12 protein-coding genes are annotated in these 16,408 nt (G+C 63.0%); 5 read left to right on the forward strand and 7 right to left on the reverse strand.

From position 1 onward, the window contains the following. The first annotated feature begins 94 nt into the window (after positions 1 to 94). From AC5QPF_RS06860 to AC5QPF_RS06870, 3 genes are all read left to right on the forward strand, one after another. The gene (locus AC5QPF_RS06860) at positions 95 to 2,017 is read left to right on the forward strand and encodes a hypothetical protein (RefSeq protein ID WP_494962526.1); all 1,923 of its coding nucleotides are present in this window, start codon (positions 95 to 97) and stop codon (positions 2,015 to 2,017) included. Between the two features lie 215 nt (positions 2,018 to 2,232). Then, positions 2,233 to 4,158: a hypothetical protein gene (locus AC5QPF_RS06865; protein ID WP_494962527.1), complete on the forward strand. Its 1,926-nt coding sequence runs from the start codon at positions 2,233 to 2,235 to the stop codon at positions 4,156 to 4,158. 497 nt (positions 4,159 to 4,655) lie between these two features. Next, the gene (locus AC5QPF_RS06870; protein WP_494962528.1) at positions 4,656 to 6,632 is read left to right on the forward strand and encodes an autotransporter outer membrane beta-barrel domain-containing protein; all 1,977 of its coding nucleotides are present in this window, start codon (positions 4,656 to 4,658) and stop codon (positions 6,630 to 6,632) included. Positions 6,633 to 6,690: 58 nt separating this feature from the next. Here AC5QPF_RS06870 and AC5QPF_RS06875 read toward each other — a convergent pair whose 3' ends face one another. From AC5QPF_RS06875 to AC5QPF_RS06895, 5 genes are all read right to left on the reverse strand, one after another. After that, positions 6,691 to 7,737, reverse strand: a complete 1,047-nt coding sequence (locus tag AC5QPF_RS06875; RefSeq protein WP_494962529.1) for an AbrB family transcriptional regulator — start codon at positions 7,735 to 7,737, stop codon at positions 6,691 to 6,693. Next, positions 7,730 to 9,244, reverse strand: coding sequence for a tripartite tricarboxylate transporter permease (locus AC5QPF_RS06880; RefSeq protein WP_494962530.1), 1,515 nt, complete (start codon positions 9,242 to 9,244; stop codon positions 7,730 to 7,732). The genes AC5QPF_RS06875 and AC5QPF_RS06880 overlap by 8 nt, the downstream gene beginning before the upstream one ends. A 1-nt stretch (position 9,245) precedes the next feature. Further along, positions 9,246 to 9,704 carry a tripartite tricarboxylate transporter TctB family protein gene (locus AC5QPF_RS06885; RefSeq protein ID WP_494962531.1) on the reverse strand — a complete coding sequence of 153 codons (459 nt, stop codon included), beginning with the start codon at positions 9,702 to 9,704 and terminating at the stop codon, positions 9,246 to 9,248. Positions 9,705 to 9,849: 145 nt separating this feature from the next. Next, complete coding sequence (locus tag AC5QPF_RS06890) at positions 9,850 to 10,836, reverse strand: tripartite tricarboxylate transporter substrate-binding protein (RefSeq protein WP_494964132.1); 987 nt, start codon at positions 10,834 to 10,836, stop codon at positions 9,850 to 9,852. A 29-nt stretch (positions 10,837 to 10,865) separates the two neighbouring features. Beyond that, a complete protein-coding gene (locus tag AC5QPF_RS06895; RefSeq protein WP_494962532.1) occupies positions 10,866 to 12,152 on the reverse strand; it encodes an OprD family outer membrane porin in 1,287 nt (428 codons plus the stop codon). Between the two features lie 203 nt (positions 12,153 to 12,355). Between AC5QPF_RS06895 and AC5QPF_RS06900 the strand changes: the two genes are divergently transcribed. Together AC5QPF_RS06900 and AC5QPF_RS06905 are read left to right on the forward strand one after the other, a co-directional pair. Continuing rightward, on the forward strand, positions 12,356 to 13,027 hold the full coding sequence (locus AC5QPF_RS06900) for a response regulator (RefSeq protein WP_494962533.1): 672 nt from the start codon (positions 12,356 to 12,358) through the stop codon (positions 13,025 to 13,027). After that, a complete protein-coding gene (locus AC5QPF_RS06905) occupies positions 13,020 to 14,402 on the forward strand; it encodes a sensor histidine kinase N-terminal domain-containing protein (protein ID WP_494962534.1) in 1,383 nt (460 codons plus the stop codon). Before AC5QPF_RS06900 ends, AC5QPF_RS06905 begins: the two co-directional genes overlap by 8 nt. Positions 14,403 to 14,476: 74 nt before the next feature. Here the strand turns inward: AC5QPF_RS06905 and AC5QPF_RS06910 are convergent, their stop codons facing one another. Both AC5QPF_RS06910 and ygfZ read right to left on the reverse strand, forming a co-directional pair. Further along, positions 14,477 to 15,280: an HDOD domain-containing protein gene (locus AC5QPF_RS06910; RefSeq protein WP_494962535.1), complete on the reverse strand. Its 804-nt coding sequence runs from the start codon at positions 15,278 to 15,280 to the stop codon at positions 14,477 to 14,479. 59 nt (positions 15,281 to 15,339) lie between these two features. Continuing rightward, the gene (gene ygfZ, locus AC5QPF_RS06915) at positions 15,340 to 16,269 is read right to left on the reverse strand and encodes a CAF17-like 4Fe-4S cluster assembly/insertion protein YgfZ (protein ID WP_494962536.1); all 930 of its coding nucleotides are present in this window, start codon (positions 16,267 to 16,269) and stop codon (positions 15,340 to 15,342) included. Positions 16,270 to 16,408: the final 139 nt, after the last annotated feature.

Consider the following 16,408-nt stretch of genomic DNA (forward strand, 5'->3'; position numbering starts at 1 on the left):
TTCCCGATCCGAGCTTTAAATAACCGAAGTGCTTGTTACCGCGACAGCCAACAGAAGTTGCGTGGTATGCGGATGGACTTCGAGGAACTGCATCATGGCGGGAATTGTGTGTATAGGGTGTTCGGCACGGGTGAACGCATTTCCAGCTCCGGACTTGCCGGACGCTTTGCCGCCGCTGCCTGGGGACACCGCCTGGCTGTTGCCGGTCGATTTCCAGGAGCAGCCGCTGGTGATTCAGGTGACTAGTCCATGGCTGGATTACGACAATGCAGAGACTACCTTCATTGATGTGAAGTTCATCCTGGACGACGATGACGATCCGGTGGCAGTGGTCAGAAAGTTGCCACCCTTCGACGCTTCAAGAGACTTTCCTGTCAGGGTTTCGATTCCCTCCGAAAAGTTCAACACGCCCGGTTTCAAATCGTTGAAGTTCCGCGTGGCCTACGACGACGCCAACGATGTCGAGTCGGCCGAAGTGGTCCTCGAAATCGATCACCGTGCGCCCAACGGCGACAATGCTGGCGCACCGCTGATATTCCCGGCCGATGTGATTCAGAACGGCGTGACCGAGGACTGGCTGGCGGACAATGACGATGAACTGCCAGTGACGGTGCCGCGCTGGCCGGCCATCGAGATTGGCGACAAGGTGCTGTTCTTCTGGGGCACGCCGTTCGAGCACGAGCCGGTGGCGGTGCTGGAGATCACCGCGGCGCACCTGCCAGACGGTGCCCTCATCAGCTTCGCCTACCCTGGCGATGTCCTGCGGGAAAAGGGCAATGGCACGCTGAATGGCTTCTACCGGCTTTCCGATCGTGCCGGCAATCTCAATCCCGAGTCCCCCCCGGTCCCCATTGACGTTATCGACCTGCCGGCCATCCCCGACACCTTCCCGGCGCCGGTCGTGCCGCTGGCCAGCACGGACAGGCTGATTGACCTCGACGACGCGCGCACCGGCGTGACTGTGGAAGTCGGTGAAATCGCCGAGGCTTCGGCCGGCGATACCGTGCAGTGTTTCTGGAATGACCGCCCCCTGCCTCTGGTAACCCTGCCAGCTAGCCCGCAATGGCCGCTGAGCCTGGCGGTGAGCTGGGACATCCTCTCGGGGGATGGTTTTGCCGCACCGGTGGCCTGTGAAGTGAAATACCACTGGCAGCGTGGTGCGGCGCCAGGCAAGGACTCACCCGTTACGCGCTTTACCGTCGATCTTTCTGTGGCTGGTCCCGACCCGGAGCACCCCGATCCGATCAACCCGGCGCTGGACCTGGTAGTGGTGAAAGGGCAGACCGGCGACAACGTCTTGTTGGCGCCGGATCGCGGCCTGGATGCGCGGATAGTGCTCAGGCTCTATGACAACCCGAAAGCCGGCGAAACCCTGGAGCTGCATTGGGGCGATCACCCGACAGTGGTCGACAGCTACCGCGTGATGCCCACCGATCAGCCCGGCCAGCAGATCGAATTCACAGTGTCCTGGGCTGTTATCGGATCGGTCGGCAACGGCCAGGCGGTACCGACCTGGTATTGGGTGTCCAATGGCGTCAACCGTCAGCGTTCCCGCGATACCTTGGTGCGGGTGTCGGTATTGCCGCTGGAGGGGCTGGAGCAGGTGTCGTTCCCGGATGCGTCGATCTACAACTACATCGCCTGTGAGGATGAGCCCTGGAATGGCATCCGCGTGAAGGTCCCAGGCAATGCCAACCTGCTCGAAGCAGGCGATGAAGTGGTGCTCAGCTGGCAACTGAGCCGGGGCACCCTCGGCAATGATCCGATCACCGAGCACGTGCTGTTTGCGCCGCACACCCTGACGGTGGAAGAAGCCCGGGACGGAGTGATCCTGCTGATGGATCGTTTCGTCGATCTTGTCCTGCCACTGCAACTCGAGGATGGCTCGGCCAATGTCACTTATCACTTGACCAAGGCTGACGGCACATCGGGTTTTGCACCGAACAAGGTGCTCAAGATATCCCTGGTCATTCCAGGAAATCCCTTCCCTTGCGACGGGACTAAAAAGACAAGCTAAGGCACTGAATCGCTTGGGGTTAATAGTGTTGAACGGCTTTTTCAAAGGCGGGGAAAGTTTCAGGTTGAAGTTGTAGTTCTTGCTTGAAATAGAAATTGCGCCTGCCTGTTATTTCTATCGGGGTGCATTTTTGACGGGGTGGATAATCGAAATCGAGGCCTGAAGTGAGGGTCTTTAAACTTTGATTCCTCAACTAAAGAATGGGAGTCAGCAATATGAACGATATGCAGAAACCGACTTCGGGCTCGGCCAGGATCGACACGCTTATTGCCAAGCAGGAAAACGCACGGAAAGTTCGTGAGCTCAAGCAGCGCAACCCGAGTGGTCCGCTGGAGGAAATTCCGGCGGTGAGGATCGTCAACGCTCTGCCGAATATCGCTGACGGACAGGTCAACACCTTGACCCTCGCCGAGGTCATGACGGGAAACATCACGGTCGAACTTACTGAATGGCCGAATATGGACGCGGCGTACTGGCTCTGGTTCAGACTCGGCACCGAGGAGGATTGGGGCGTGGAGCATGAGGTTCAGATCGGCTTCGGTTCGGCCGAGTTCGTTCTCCCCCTCGGCAACGCGGCTTTCGTCCATGGCGTCAATTCGGTCCTTTACTACGTCAAATCGCAGGACGACGTTAACGAAAAATACGGCGCACCTGGTGTGTTCTTCGTCGACCTCAGGGACCCCAACGGCGGGCAGCAGCCCGACAAGCCGATCCTGCCAGCGGACATGACCGGTAATGTGGTCAGTCCGGAGTATCTGGACCAGCACGGTGGAGTGACCTTCACCTTGCCGACGCCGCTGGACTCCAAGCCCGAGGATACCTACTGCTTCTATGTCAACGGCACGGAGATCACCACCGACCAACCGGCGGCGGCCCCGTTCGAGGTCACGATCAGCGCCGCGTTCTTCAATGGGTTGCTGGAGGGCGATTACGAGCTGACCTACACCCTCAAGGACCGGGCGGGTAATGAAAGCGTCGAGTCGTTCGATACCCTGATCAGGGTCGTCAAGACCTCGGTGCCGGTGCTGCAGTTGCCCCTTATTCCGGAGGGGCCGGCCATTTCCCTGGACGACGCCCGCGATGGCGTTTGGGTCGAGTGCGACTATGACCCGCAGAAGCCCGGCGATATCGTCACGGTGATCTGGCAAGGGGAGCGTGTCGAGTCGGTGTTGTATCCGGAAAACAGCGTGCTGGTGCCCTTCGACGTCGTCGCCAGGCCGGGGGAGGAATACGCTGGCAAGGTCAAGTATGAGCTGAATCAGGACAAGATCATCTATGAGTCGGGCGAGGTCGATGTCGACGTTGACCTGACGCTGATTGGCCCGCCCAACCCCGAAGGACCGGATAACGTGATCAACCCGGACCTGGAGCTTCTGACCCTGGAAAGCTCGACCCAGGAGGTTGATGCGATCGTGCCGGCGGACAAGGGCCAGCCCGCGACCATCACCGTGCCTCTGTACGACAACGCCAAGGAAGGCGACATGATTGCGATCTACTACGGCAGCCTCGAGGGGCTGGTTGGCAACCCGGTCGGGTTGACGGCGCAGAACGTCACGGACGGCGAAGTCTCGGTGCCGCTCCTCTGGCCCCAGATCTCGGCGATTGGCAACGGCAATATCCCGGCGTTCTATCGCATCTACCCGGAAGACAAGCCAGAGAACTCCCAGCAGTCCCTGGACACGATCATCGTCGTGACGGTCGCCAACATGGAGGATCTGCCGCTCGCGACCTTCCCCGATGCGGACCCGCTGGTGAACGTCATCAACTGTTCTGATCAGCCGTGGATCAGGGGGGTCAACGTGCGCCTGAGCTATCCCTCCTTCGAGGTCGGTGACATGGTCACCGTCCACTGGGTGCTGGACGAGACCTACACCACTCCCGGCGAGACGGAGCCTCCGACCGACGCCCCGCTGGAAGAAACCCGAAAGGACTTCCCGGACCGTGTGGACGTGGCGGATGTCGCGGCGGGCTACATCGACGTCAACGTGCCGTGGGGGCTGTGGCTGAGCGCGCTGATACGCGGGTCGATCGTGGTGTCCTGGACGCTCTTCCGGGATGAAAACACCTCGGGGACGTCGGACTTGAGCTTCGTTCGCTACAGCCTGCTTCTGGCCGGCGGCGGCACTTGCCGACCTGATTGACGATGAACGACCCGGGACGGAGTGTCCCGGGTCGTTCTGGTTTGGGGTGAGGTGGGACATGTCGGAATCCTTGTCGTTATTCCTTCGTGTCTTGTTGAAAATTCCTACATACGTTCTGTAGGACAAAACCTAATCTACGTGCCGCGTTTTTTTTAGAAAAAGTTACTTCTCGGTAAGTATTCTCAACTAGCAGCGTAGGTATATGAGTCATGACCATTCAGTCAGTTTCCATGAAGCGCCGGATCATAGGTGCGCTTCCCTTGCTTGTTGTTCTTCAGGTTTCAATTCAGTCAAGTGATGCCGAGGCCACTACGGTAGTGGATGGCACCCCGTTGAATATTGATTCCTCCACGGCAGTAGATAATTACGAAATCAAGAATGGCGGTGTTTTAAATTCCCAGGGTGCGACGACTAATGACATCGACGTTGCTAACGGGGCCGTGAATTTTTCCGGTGGATCCATTACCGCCCGGGCAGGTGAGACTTTTGCGCTCGATTTGAACGCGTCAACCGCGAGCCTCGATGGCGTCACGGTGCTCAACACCAGTGCTAGCGGGGTCGGTTTAGCGGTGGGTAGCATAGGTAGCAATGGTTCCCAGGCACAGATCGCCAACAGCAGTATCACCGGAGGCCTCTTCGGTGCCATTGTCAGTGGTGAAAGCACCCTCAATCTGGTCAACTCAACACTCACCAGCACGAGTGCCGGCAGCAGTGCCCTGAGCCTGATCTCCGGCACCGCCACCGTGCAGGGCGGCAGCCTGACCGGTGCGGGGGAGGGGATCACCATTCGCAAGGCCACCGATCCCTCCCTGGTTGGCGCCCTGGTGCTCGATGGTACTCAGGTCACCGGTCAGACCGGTTCGGCTATCGAGCTGTTGGCTGGCGCCACTGCCGATATCGACATCCTCAACGGCACTACCCTCACCGGCGGCAACGGCACCATCATCGACGTGTTGCAAGGCTCCACTGCCAACGTGAACGTCGCCCAAAGCACCCTCACCGGCGACCTCAAGGTCTCCGATACCAGCACCGGCCACTTCACATTCGACCAGGCCGGACTGACCGGCGATTTCATCGTCGAGCAGGGCGGTACCGGCACCATCGCGTTGAACAACGGTTCGCTGTTCACCGGACGTATGGAAAACGTCCAGGACGCCAGCATCGACGCCAATTCGCACTGGATGATGACAGGCGACAGCAGCGTCACCAACCTGACCATGAACGGCGGTCGCGTCACCATGGGCGACACCGATTCGTTCTACACCCTCAACCTCGAATCGCTGTCCGGCAACGGCACCTTCGTGATGGGGTCGAACTTTGCGACCAATGTCACCGACTTCCTCAATGTGACGGGCAACGCGACCGGCAACTACGATCTGTTGATCAGCGCCAGCGGCACTGACCCGGCGTCGGGCAACCCGCTGCATGTGGTGCACACTGGCGGCGGCGACGCGGCCTTTAGCCTGGTGGGGGGGCAGGTCGACCTCGGCGCCTATTCCTACAAGCTCAAGCAGGAGGGCACCGACTGGTTCCTCGACCCGGATACCCGCGAAATCAGCCCGGGCACCAAGACCGTCATGGCCCTGTACGGTGTCGCGCCAACCGTGTTCTACGGTGAACTCACCACCCTGCGTACCCGCATGGGCGAGTTGCGCTACAGCGACGGTCGCACCGCGGGTGTCTGGGCCCGTGCCCATGGCAGCCAGTACAACGTTGCCAACGCCTCTTCCGGGGTCGGTTATACGCAGAATCAGCAAGGCATGTCGTTCGGTGCCGATGCTCCGCTTCCCTACGGCGACGGCCAATGGATCGTCGGTGCGCTGGCGGGCTACAGCAAGTCGGACCTGAACCTCGCGCACGGCACCTCGGGCACCATCGACAGCTACTACCTGGGCGGCTATGCCACCTGGCTGGACGCCAAGACCGGCTACTACGTCGATACCGTGATCAAGTACAACCGCTACCAGAACAGTGCCAAGGTCGGCCTGAGCGACGGCACGAAGACCAAGGGCGACTACGACAACCACGGTATCGGTGGTTCGGTGGAAGTGGGTCGCCATATCAAGCTCGACGACGGTTTCTTCGTCGAACCGTTCGGGCAACTGGCTGGCACCGTGATCCAGTCCAAGGACTACAACTTCGACAACGGCATGCACGCCGACGGCGACGCCACCCGTTCGTTGCTGGGCAAGGTCGGTGCCACGGTGGGCAAGACCTACGAACTGGGTGAGGGGCGTATCGTCCAGCCTTACCTGAAGGCCGCGATGGCCCATGAGTTCGTCAACAACAACAAGGTCAAGGTCAACGACAACAGCTTCAACAATGACTTGTCCGGATCCCGGGGAGAACTGGGTGCTGGTGTCGCGCTGTCACTGTCCAAGGACTTCCAGGTCCATGCTGATTTCGAATACAGCAACGGCAAGAACATCGAAATGCCGTACAGCATGAACGTAGGACTGCGTTACCTCTGGTAAGGGATACGTTATGGGGGAGGGAATGAAGGATGCCCTGGCTTGGTCAGGGCATCCTTTTTTATTCGACCGAAGGCCGTTCCGCCTCGGCGTTCCAGTGACGGAACAGCGGTTCGGCGAGGAACAGCACGAACAACAGGCGCATCATCTGCAATGCCGTCACCAGTGGTACGGACAGTTGTAGCGTCTCCGCCGTCAGGCTCATCTCGGCGATCCCGCCGGGCATCATGCCCAGGGTCAGCGAACGCAAGTCGAGGTTGGTCGCCGCGCTCAGGGCCAGGGCGGCAATGCCGGCAATCAGCATGGTCAGCACCGTGGCAGCGAGAGTCCGCGCCAGGAACGACGGCGCGCGCCGGAAGAAGGCGCGGTTGAAGTGGCAACCCAGGCCGCTACCGATCAACCACTGCCCCACCTGGCTGGCGCCATCTGGCAGTCCCAAGTGCAGATTCCAGCCGATACTTGCCACCCCCGCCACCAGCAACGGTCCGAACAGCCAAGGATTGGGCTGCTTCAGGCGCTGCCAGGCCCACGCCACCAGCGCTCCCAAGGGAAACACCACGGCCAGCCAGCCCCAGTTCACCGCGCCTGCATGGCTCAGGGGTACACCCTCGCCGAGCAAATACTTGAACGCGGCCGGAACGCACAGCACCACCACCAGCACCCGCAGGCTCTGGCCGGCAGCGACCCGGCTGAGGTTGGCGCCATTGCGCGCGCCCAGGTTGACCATTTCCCCGGAGCCGCCCGGCATGCTGGAGAAGAACGCGGTAGCGCGGTCCTCGCCGGTACGCCGCAGCAGCCACACGCCAACCACACTGGAAAAACTGGTGATCAGCGCACCCACGAAAATCAAGCCGAAATGACTGGCGACCTGTTCGGCCACATGGGGCGTGAAGTGCAGACCAATGCCGATACCGACAATCCACTGCCCGCATTTGCGGCCCCCAGGTATCTCGGCGAGCTGCCACGGGGTGAGGCAGCGAACCAGGATGATCGCCAGCAGCGAACCGACCATGAACGGCAACGGCCAGCCGATGGCGCTGGCCGCGAACCCGCCGGCCAGGCCGACCAGCGGGGTTGCCCACCATTGCCTGAAGGACGACTCAGACATTGGCCAGGGCGCGGCGCTGCTGAACGCGACGACGCCAGATGCGGATCAGCGGCAGACTCAGCATCAGCGCGGTCAGCACCCATACGCCCAGGCTGATCGGGCTCGACCAGAGGATGTGCAGGTCGCCGTTGGAGATCGACAGCGCGCGGCGCAGGTTCTGTTCCATCAGGCCACCGAGGATGAAGCCCAGCAGGATCGGCGACAGCGGGAAGTCCAGCTTGCGCAGGATGTAGCCCATGATGCCGATGCCGACCATCAGGAACAGGTCGAAGGTGGTGGCGTGCACGGCGTAGACACCGATCGCGGTGATGATCGCGATCACCGGTACCAGCGCCCAGTTCGGTACGGACAGGATGCGGGTGAAGATGCGGATCATCGGGATGTTCAGGATCACCAGCATGATGTTGGCGATGAACAGCGAGGCGATCAGGCCCCAGACGATGTCCGGTTGCTGTTGGAACAGCAGCGGGCCGGGGGTGATGTTGTACAGGGTCAGGGCGCCGATCATCACCGCGGTGGTGCCGGAACCTGGGACGCCGAGGGTCAGCATCGGCACCAGGGCGCCGCAGCAGGAGGCGCCGATGGCGGTTTCCGGCGCGGCCAGGCCACGGGCGTCGCCCTTGCCGAACTTGCCGCTGGCACCGGCGATGCGCTTCTCGGTCATGTAGGCCACGGCGCTGGCCAGGGTCGCGCCGGCACCGGGCAGCACGCCCATGACGAAGCCGAGCAGGCCACAGCGGATGTTGACCACGAACACCGAGGCCGCTTCCTTCAGGTTGAACAGCATGCGTCCGGTGGCTTTCACCGCCTCGTGGCCGTGATGGGTCTTTTCCAGCAGCAGGAGGATTTCGCTGATGGAGAACAGGCCCAGTACCAGCACTACGAACTGGATGCCGTCGGCCAGGTGCACGCTGTCACCGGTGAAGCGGTACACGCCGCTGTTGGCGTCGATGCCGACCGCCGAGAGGAACAGGCCGATCAGCGCGGCAATGAACGTCTTCAGCGGCTTGTCGCCGGCCATGCCGCCGAGGGCGACGATGGCGAAGACCATGAGCACGAAGTACTCCGCCGGTCCGAAGGCGATCGCCCATTTCGCCAAGAGCGGCGCGAACAGGACCATGCCGCAGGTGGCGATCAAGGCGCCGATGAACGAACTCCAGGCTGACAGCGACAGCGCCACGCCGGCCAGGCCCTGGCGGGCCATCGGATAGCCGTCGAGGGTGGTCATCACGGTGGAGGCTTCGCCGGGGATATTCAGCAGGATCGAGCTGATCCGCCCGCCGTATTCGCAGCCCAGGTAGACCGCGGCCAGCAGGATCAGCGCCGACTCCGGCGGCAGGCCGAGGGCGAAGGCGATGGGAATGAGCAGGGCCACGCCGTTGATCGGGCCCAGGCCCGGCAGCAGGCCGACCACGGTGCCGATGAGGGTGCCGCTGAGGGCGGTGACCAGGTTGTACGGGCTGAGGGCCACGCCGAAGCCCTGGCCCAGATAACTCAAGGTATCCATGTCAATTCTCCAGAACGTCGAGCAGGCCGAGGGGCAGGGGTACATCCATGATGCGGTCGAAGAGCACGTACAGGGCGATGCTCATGCCACCGATGATCAGCGCGCTGGGCAGCCAGCGGCCGCCGTACAGGCGGGCCATGGGGACGCCGATGAGGATGCTGCTGACAATGAAACCGAGGGTTTCGAAGGTGGAGGCGAAGACCAGCAGCAGGGCGACGCAGATGCCGATCTTGGTCAGGGTCTCGCGGTCCAGCTCCGGTTCGTCCTCGCCGCGCACGATGGGCGTGGGGCGCAGCGCCAGGTAGAGCAGGGCCAGGCCCATCAGGCCGAGCATCAGCAGGGGGTAGGCGCGCGGGCCCACCGGTTCATAGGAAAACGCGGCCTGGTAGGGCAGGGCCATCACGGCCAGGGCGGCACAGACCGCCAGCAGGGCCAGGGCGAAGATGCGTTGCAGGATCATCAAGAAATCCTCTGGATGAGGGGGAAGTCAGGCACAGGTGTGCTGTCTTGAGGGCCTCATCGCTGGCAGGCCAGCTTCCACAGGTACAGTGCAAAACCCGAGAGCACTGCAATCCTTGTGGGAGCTGGCTTGCCAGCGATAGCGGTTACTGGATCAAGCCGAATTCCCGGGCCAGCGACTTGTAGTCGGCAACCTGCTTCTTGACGTAGGTGTCCAGCTCTTCCCCGGTCATGGCGAACGGGAACAGCTCGCGCTGGTCACGCAGCTTGGCGAAGTCGTCCGAGGCCAGCAGCTTGTCGAACGAGGCTTTCCACCACTGGTAGTCCTCGTCGCTGACCTTCGGCCCGACATAGAACCCGCGCACCACTGGCCAGACGATGTCGTAGCCCTGCTCCTTGGCGGTCGGGATGTCCTTCATCTCCGGCTCGTCCAGGCGCTGTTCGGCGAATACCGCGAGCAGGCGCATGTCGCCGCTCTGGATGTGTGGCATGGAGTCGGAAATGTCGGTACTGCCGACCTGGATGTGTCCACCGAGCAACGCGGTGGCGATCTCGCCGCCGCCTTCCAGGGCCACGTAGCGCAGGTCGCGCGGGTTGATCCCGGCGGCCTTGGCGATCAGCGCGGTCTGCATCCAGTCCTGGCTGCCGACGGTGCCGCCGGAACCGATCACTACCTTGCTCGGATCCTTCTTCAACGCCGCGACCAGATCGTCGAGGGTTTTGTAGGGCGAGTCCTTCTTCACTGCGATGGCACCGTAGCTGGTGCCCACCGCCGCCAGCCAGCGCACGGCGTTCTCGTCGAAGCGACCGAATTTGCCCTGGGCCAGGTTCAGCAGCGAGCCGCTGGACCAGGCCACCAGGGTCCCGGCATCCCCCGGGCGCTGGGCGACCACGGCGTTGTAGGCCACCGCGCCGACACCGCCGGGCATGTAGGTGACGCGCATCGGTTTGCTGAGGATCTTCTCGTTGACCAGGGCGCTTTGCACCAGCTTGCAGGTCAGGTCGAAGCCACCGCCCGGCGAGGCCGGGGCAATGCATTCAGGGCGTTTCGGTTCGGCGGCCAGCACCTGGCCGGCGAACAGCAGGCAGCCGGTGGCAAGGGCGATTCGGCGCAGTGAAAAGGTCATCGTCAGTCTCCGTAGCTTTAGTTGTTATAGGCGGATTACCACAGGGCCACGCTGTAGCTCACCAACAGCCGGACCTCGTCCGCATCGCGGGCGAAGTTCGAGCGATAGGTCGCGTTGCGCAGGCGTACGGCGACGTTTTTCAACGCACCGCTCTGCACCACGTACTTGAGCTCGGTGTTGCGTTCCCATTCTTTGCCTTCACTGCCGTTGGCCAGGCTGACGTTGTCCCCGTTGACGTAACGGGTCATGAAGGTCAGGCCTGGAACGCCCAGTTTGGCGAAGTCGTAGTCATAACGCACTTGCCAGGAGCGCTCGTCGGCGCCGGCGAAGTCGTTGATCTGGACGAAGTTGACCAGGTACGGGTCGCTGCCATCCACGTAGGGGAAGGCGCTGTCACCCGACATGCTCTGGTAGGCGGCGCTGAACTTGTGGCCGTTGAGGCCATAGCTGAGCATGCCGTTGAGCGAGGTGTTGTCGATCTTGCCGCCGCGGGCCTGGCCCTGGTCGTCGCTGAGCGCCAGGCGCAGGTCGGCGCCGAAGGTGCCCGGGCCGAACGGCTGGGTGGCGACCAAACCGGCGAAGTGCTGGCGGTAGACGTCGTCGAGCTGGGCGAAGTGATAGCTGCCGGTGATGCGGTCGGTGAACTTGTAGTCGACGCCGGCAAGGTCGAAGTGGTTGCCGGCCACGGTGCCGAGGAAGCGACCGTTCTTGTTGTTCAGTGCGATGTCTTCCTTGTTGGTGTCATCGCGGTCCTTGGCTTTCTCCAGGCGGCCGCCGGTGAAAGTCAGGTTCTTCAGCTCCTTGGAGGTGACCAGGCCACCTTCGAAGGTCTGCGGCAGGATGCGGCCGTCGTTGGGCTTGAGGGTCGGCAGTTCCGGGATCAGGGTGCCGATCTTCAGCTCGGTGGCAGAGATCTTCACCTTGCCGGTCAGGCCCAGCTTGGAGTATTCGTCGGCGGCGCGGCCGTCGTCGTGGGTCGGCAGCAGGCCGGTGCCGGTGCGGTCGGGGCTGGAGTCGAGCTTGACCCCGAGCATGCCCAGGGCATCGACGCCGAAGCCGACGGTGCCTTCGGTATAGCCGGATTCCAGGTTGAGCATGAAGCCCTGGGCCCATTCGTCGCGCTTGGATTGCTGCGCGCTGGTGCCGTCGCGGAAGTCGCGGTTGAAGTACATGTTGCGGGTTTCGAAGGTCGCCGAACTGTCCTTGATGAAGTCCGCATGGCTGAGCGGCGCGACACTGCAAAGGGCGATGGCACTGGCGATCTGATGGCGAGCGAAAGGACGACGGATAGGCGCGAGCGCCTGAGGCTGTGCTGACAGCATCGTGGAGTAACCCCGTTTATTGTTCTTATCGGTACGAACACTGCGGTTCGTTCATTCGGCTCCCGGAGAGGGCCGTGAAGCGATGCTAGGGGCTCAACCTTTCGCTAACCTTTCAATCGACTTTCATTCCTGCGGCGGCTTCACAGGGGGCTCTTCCTCTGTAAACTCCGCGCCACTGAACGCGATGCGACCGGGAGAAACCGATGCGAGTGCTGCTCGTCGAAGACCATCTGCAGTTGGCCGAAAGCGTGGCCCAGGCTCTGAAAAGCCAGGGCCTGACCGTCGATGTGCTGCACGATGGGGTGGCCGCCGATCTGGCCCTGGCCAGCGAGGACTACGCGGCGGCGGTGCTCGACGTAGGCCTGCCGCGGATGGACGGTTTCGAGGTGCTGGCACGCCTGCGCGCCCGCGGCAAGACCGTGCCGGTGCTGATGCTGACCGCGCGCAGCGACGTCAAGGACCGGGTCCACGGGCTCAATCTGGGCGCCGATGATTACCTGGCCAAGCCGTTCGAGCTGACCGAGCTGGAAGCGCGGGTCAAGGCCTTGTTGCGGCGCAGTGTGCTCGGCGGCGAGCGCCAGCAGCGCTGTGGTCCACTGGTCTACGACCTGGACACCCGGCGCTTCAGCCTGGGCGATGAACTGCTGTCCCTGACCTCCCGCGAGCAAGCGGTGCTGGAAGCGCTGATCGCCCGGCCCGGGCGGGTAATGAGCAAGGAGCAACTGGCCTCGCAGGTGTTCGGCCTCGACGAGGAAGCCAGTCCGGACGCCATCGAGATCTACGTCCACCGCCTGCGCAAGAAACTCGATGGCCATGCTGTGGCCATCGTCACTTTCCGCGGCCTCGGCTACCTGCTGGAACACCGTGATGCGTGATACCGGCAGCCTGCGCGCACGCCTGCTGGGGAACCTGGCGCTGCTGCTGGTGGTGCTGATGATTGCCAGCGGCCTGAGCGCTTACTGGAACGGTCGCGAAGCCGCCGACACCGCCTACGACCGCACCCTGCTGGCCTCGGCGCGGACGATCGCCGCCGGTCTGTCGCAGCGTGACGGCACCCTCAGCGCCGACGTGCCCTACGTTGCCCTGGACACCTTCGCCTACGACAGCGCCGGGCGGATCTACTACCAGGTCAACGACATCCACCAGAAGCTGATTTCCGGTTACGAGAACATCCCCGCGCCGCCGCCTGGCACGCCGCGCACCGACGACTACCCGGCTCTGGCGCGATTCTACGATGCACGCTACCAGGGCCAGGACGTGCGCGTGGTCAGTCTGCTCAAGGCGGTCAGCGAGCCGAACATGAACGGCATGGCCGAGATCCGCGTCGCCGAAACCGAGGAGGCGCGGGTGCGCATGGCTCGGGGCCTGATGGCCGATACCCTGCTGCGCCTGGGCATGCTCGCGCTGGGCGCATTGCTGCTGGTGTGGTTTGCCGTGAGTGCGGCGTTGCGGCCGCTGGAGCGGCTGCGCGGAGCGGTGGAGGAGCGCCAGCCCGATGACCTGCGGCCACTGCCGACCGTCGAGGTGCAGCAGGAACTGGGGCCGCTGGTACGGGCACTGAACCATTTCACCGAACGTCTGCGCGAGCAGTTCGAGCGTCAGGCGCAATTCATCGCCGACGCCGCGCATGAGCTGCGCACGCCGCTGGCGGCGTTGAAGGCGCGGGTCGAGCTGGGCTTGCGGGCGAAGGAGCCGGAAGTCTGGCATGACACCCTGCAGGCCACGGCGCAGAGCACCGACAAGCTGACCCACCTGGCCAACCAGTTGCTGTCCATGGCGCGTGTGGAAAACGGTGCGCGGGCGATTGCCGAAGGCGGTGCGCAACTGCTGGACCTGAGTCAGTTGACCCGCGAACTGGGCATGGCCATGGCGCCGCTGGCCCATGCCCGAGGGATTGCCCTGGCGCTGGAGGCGGAGGCGCCGGTGTGGGTGCGTGGCGAGCCGACCTTGCTCAATGAGCTGCTCAGTAATCTGGTGGACAACGCGCTGGCCCATACGCCCAAGGGTGGCAACGTGATCCTGCGGGTCAGTGCGCCGTGCGAGCTGGAGGTGGAGGACGACGGGCCGGGAATCCCGGCAGAGGAACGCGACAAGGTGTTCGAGCGCTTCTACCGGCGCGGTGCACAGGGGACGGGGTTGGGGTTGGCGATCGTCGGTGAGATCTGTCGCGCGCACCTGGCCGGGATCAGCCTGCATGACGGGGAGAACGGGGGGTTGAAGGTCAGGGTGAGTTTCAATCCTGCCTCCTGACTCCGCAAGGGCGCTGCGAACCCTGTGGGAGCCGGCTCCCACAGGGTTTTGTGTTCAGCTTCGAGATGCGGGATCTATCTGAACATCCGCTGCGCATCCGCCAGATCATCTTCCGAGAACAGCCCACCCTCCGGCACCTTCAAGTGATGGAACGCCGGCACCTCGCGCAACGGCCGCCCCTTGCTCTCGCTCAACGCCCGGGCGATCTGCACGATATCCACGTAGTCGAGCTGCGCCGACTGCCGCTCCAGGTTCTGCACTTCTCCTGGCAGGTTCGCCAGTCGCTCAGGGAACTCCCAGACACTGAGGATCTTGTCCCCCAACACCGGGTGGATCTGCTCGATTACATGGTTCAGGCACACTGGGTCGGACAGCAGTTCGTTGTGCTCTTCGGCATAGGTCAGGATCGGCAGCACGCCGATCTGGTGCACCAGCCCGGCCAGCGCCGCCTGGTCCGGCTTGAGCTCGGTGTAGCGCGAGGCCAGTTCATAGCTGACACCGGCCACCTCCAGGCTTTTCGCCCAGATTTCTCGCATTTTCTGCTCTACGGCTTCCGAGCGGGCATGGAAGATCTGCTCGATCACCAGGCCGATCGCCAGGTTGCAGCTGTAGTTGACCCCGAGGCGGGTAATGGCGGTCTGCAGGTCGGTGACTTCGGTGATCGCGCGCAGGAGCGGGCTGTTGACCACCTTGATCAGGCGTGCGGCCAGGGCCGCGTCGCGGCCGATGACCTTGCTCAGGGTGGCGACGCTGATCTCGGTGTCTTCCGCGGCTTCGCGGATGCTCATGGCGACCTCGGGCAGGGTCGGCAGGACCAGGTCGTCATTGTCGATGGCGCGCAGCAACTGCGTTTGCACCATCTTGGCCAGCGTGTTCATCGTGTCTCTCTCCCGCGTTCAGGGATGGCCCCGTCGGCATGCGGCGGGGCAGGGCGGGCTCAGCGCTGGATCTCGCGGTCGCGGTCCAGTTCGTACGGCAAGGTCAGCAGGTTCAGGCGCGGGCCTTCGAGGCTGCCCAGGTGCAGGTTGCCATCTTCCACGGAATCGGCGGTCAGCACGGCCAGCAACTCGCCACGGGCGGCGATCACTACCTCGCCGACCGACGATGCATGGGTCGGCGAGTAGATCTCGCTGCCCGGCGCCGGCATCTCGGCCTGGTCCAGCGACAGGCGATACAGGCGGCGCTTGAGCTTGCCCAGGTATTGCATGCGCGCGACGATTTCCTGGCCGGTATAGCAGCCTTTCTTGAAGCTCACGCCACCGACCGCCTGCAGGTTGATCATCTGCGGGATGAAGAGTTCGCGGGTCTGTTCCATCACCTGGCCGATCCCGGCGCGGATCTGTCCCAGCAGCCAGTCGTCCAGTTCGCCTTCCGGCAGGTGGGTGGCCAGTTGTGTACGCACGGCGTCGGCTCGTTCGGCGGGCACCCAGAGTTCGGCACGTGCTGGCGAAACGGTGATGGCGATCAGGTCGTCATGGCGCACGGTGGCACCGGCTTCGCCAGGCAGCTCGATGCCCAGCGCGGCCAGGGCGGCGTCGCCCTGATCCAGGCCGAAACGCACCCAGGCGGCGCTTTCGTCGGTCAGCTTGGCCTTGGAGAACACCGCGTATTTCTTCAGGTCCGCCAGTTGCGGTTCGAGCAGTTCGCGGGTCATGGCCAGGAGGAAGCCGTCGCCTTCGGGCAGGATGCGGAAACTCGACTGCATCCGGCCCTTCTGCATGCAGCGGGAGCCGAGACTGGAAGTGTGTTCGTTGAGATAACCGATATGGCAGGTCAGCTGACCTTGCAGGAACTTGCCAGCGTCGGAACCGCGGACGGCAAGGATGCCTTCATGGGACAGGGTGCAGAAAAAAGCGGAATCGGCCATGGTTCATCGCAGGTAATCAAGACTGGCGGCCATCATAGAGCGCCCTCGGCAAAATAGGTAGCAGACTCACAGACCTCTCGACCAACGCCGTGTGCCCATCGCCGGTTCGGTCTGTATACTGGCCGCCTATTCTCGGAGG

Source organism: Pseudomonas sp. Con_6, from assembly GCF_059379395.1.

Excerpts from the sequence above, each read along its gene's own strand:
- AC5QPF_RS06860 (WP_494962526.1), top strand. The coding sequence starts at position 95 with ATGGCGGGAATTGTGTGTATAGGGTGTTCGGCACGGGTGAACGCATTT.
- AC5QPF_RS06865 (WP_494962527.1), top strand. The coding sequence starts at position 2,233 with ATGAACGATATGCAGAAACCGACTTCGGGCTCGGCCAGGATCGACACG.
- AC5QPF_RS06875 (WP_494962529.1), bottom strand. The coding sequence starts at position 7,737 with ATGTCTGAGTCGTCCTTCAGGCAATGGTGGGCAACCCCGCTGGTCGGC.
- AC5QPF_RS06880 (WP_494962530.1), bottom strand. The coding sequence starts at position 9,244 with ATGGATACCTTGAGTTATCTGGGCCAGGGCTTCGGCGTGGCCCTCAGC.
- AC5QPF_RS06885 (WP_494962531.1), bottom strand. The coding sequence starts at position 9,704 with ATGATCCTGCAACGCATCTTCGCCCTGGCCCTGCTGGCGGTCTGTGCC.
- AC5QPF_RS06895 (WP_494962532.1), bottom strand. The coding sequence starts at position 12,152 with ATGCTGTCAGCACAGCCTCAGGCGCTCGCGCCTATCCGTCGTCCTTTC.
- AC5QPF_RS06900 (WP_494962533.1), top strand. The coding sequence starts at position 12,356 with ATGCGAGTGCTGCTCGTCGAAGACCATCTGCAGTTGGCCGAAAGCGTG.
- AC5QPF_RS06905 (WP_494962534.1), top strand. The coding sequence starts at position 13,020 with ATGCGTGATACCGGCAGCCTGCGCGCACGCCTGCTGGGGAACCTGGCG.
- AC5QPF_RS06910 (WP_494962535.1), bottom strand. The coding sequence starts at position 15,280 with ATGAACACGCTGGCCAAGATGGTGCAAACGCAGTTGCTGCGCGCCATC.
- ygfZ (WP_494962536.1), bottom strand. The coding sequence starts at position 16,269 with ATGGCCGATTCCGCTTTTTTCTGCACCCTGTCCCATGAAGGCATCCTT.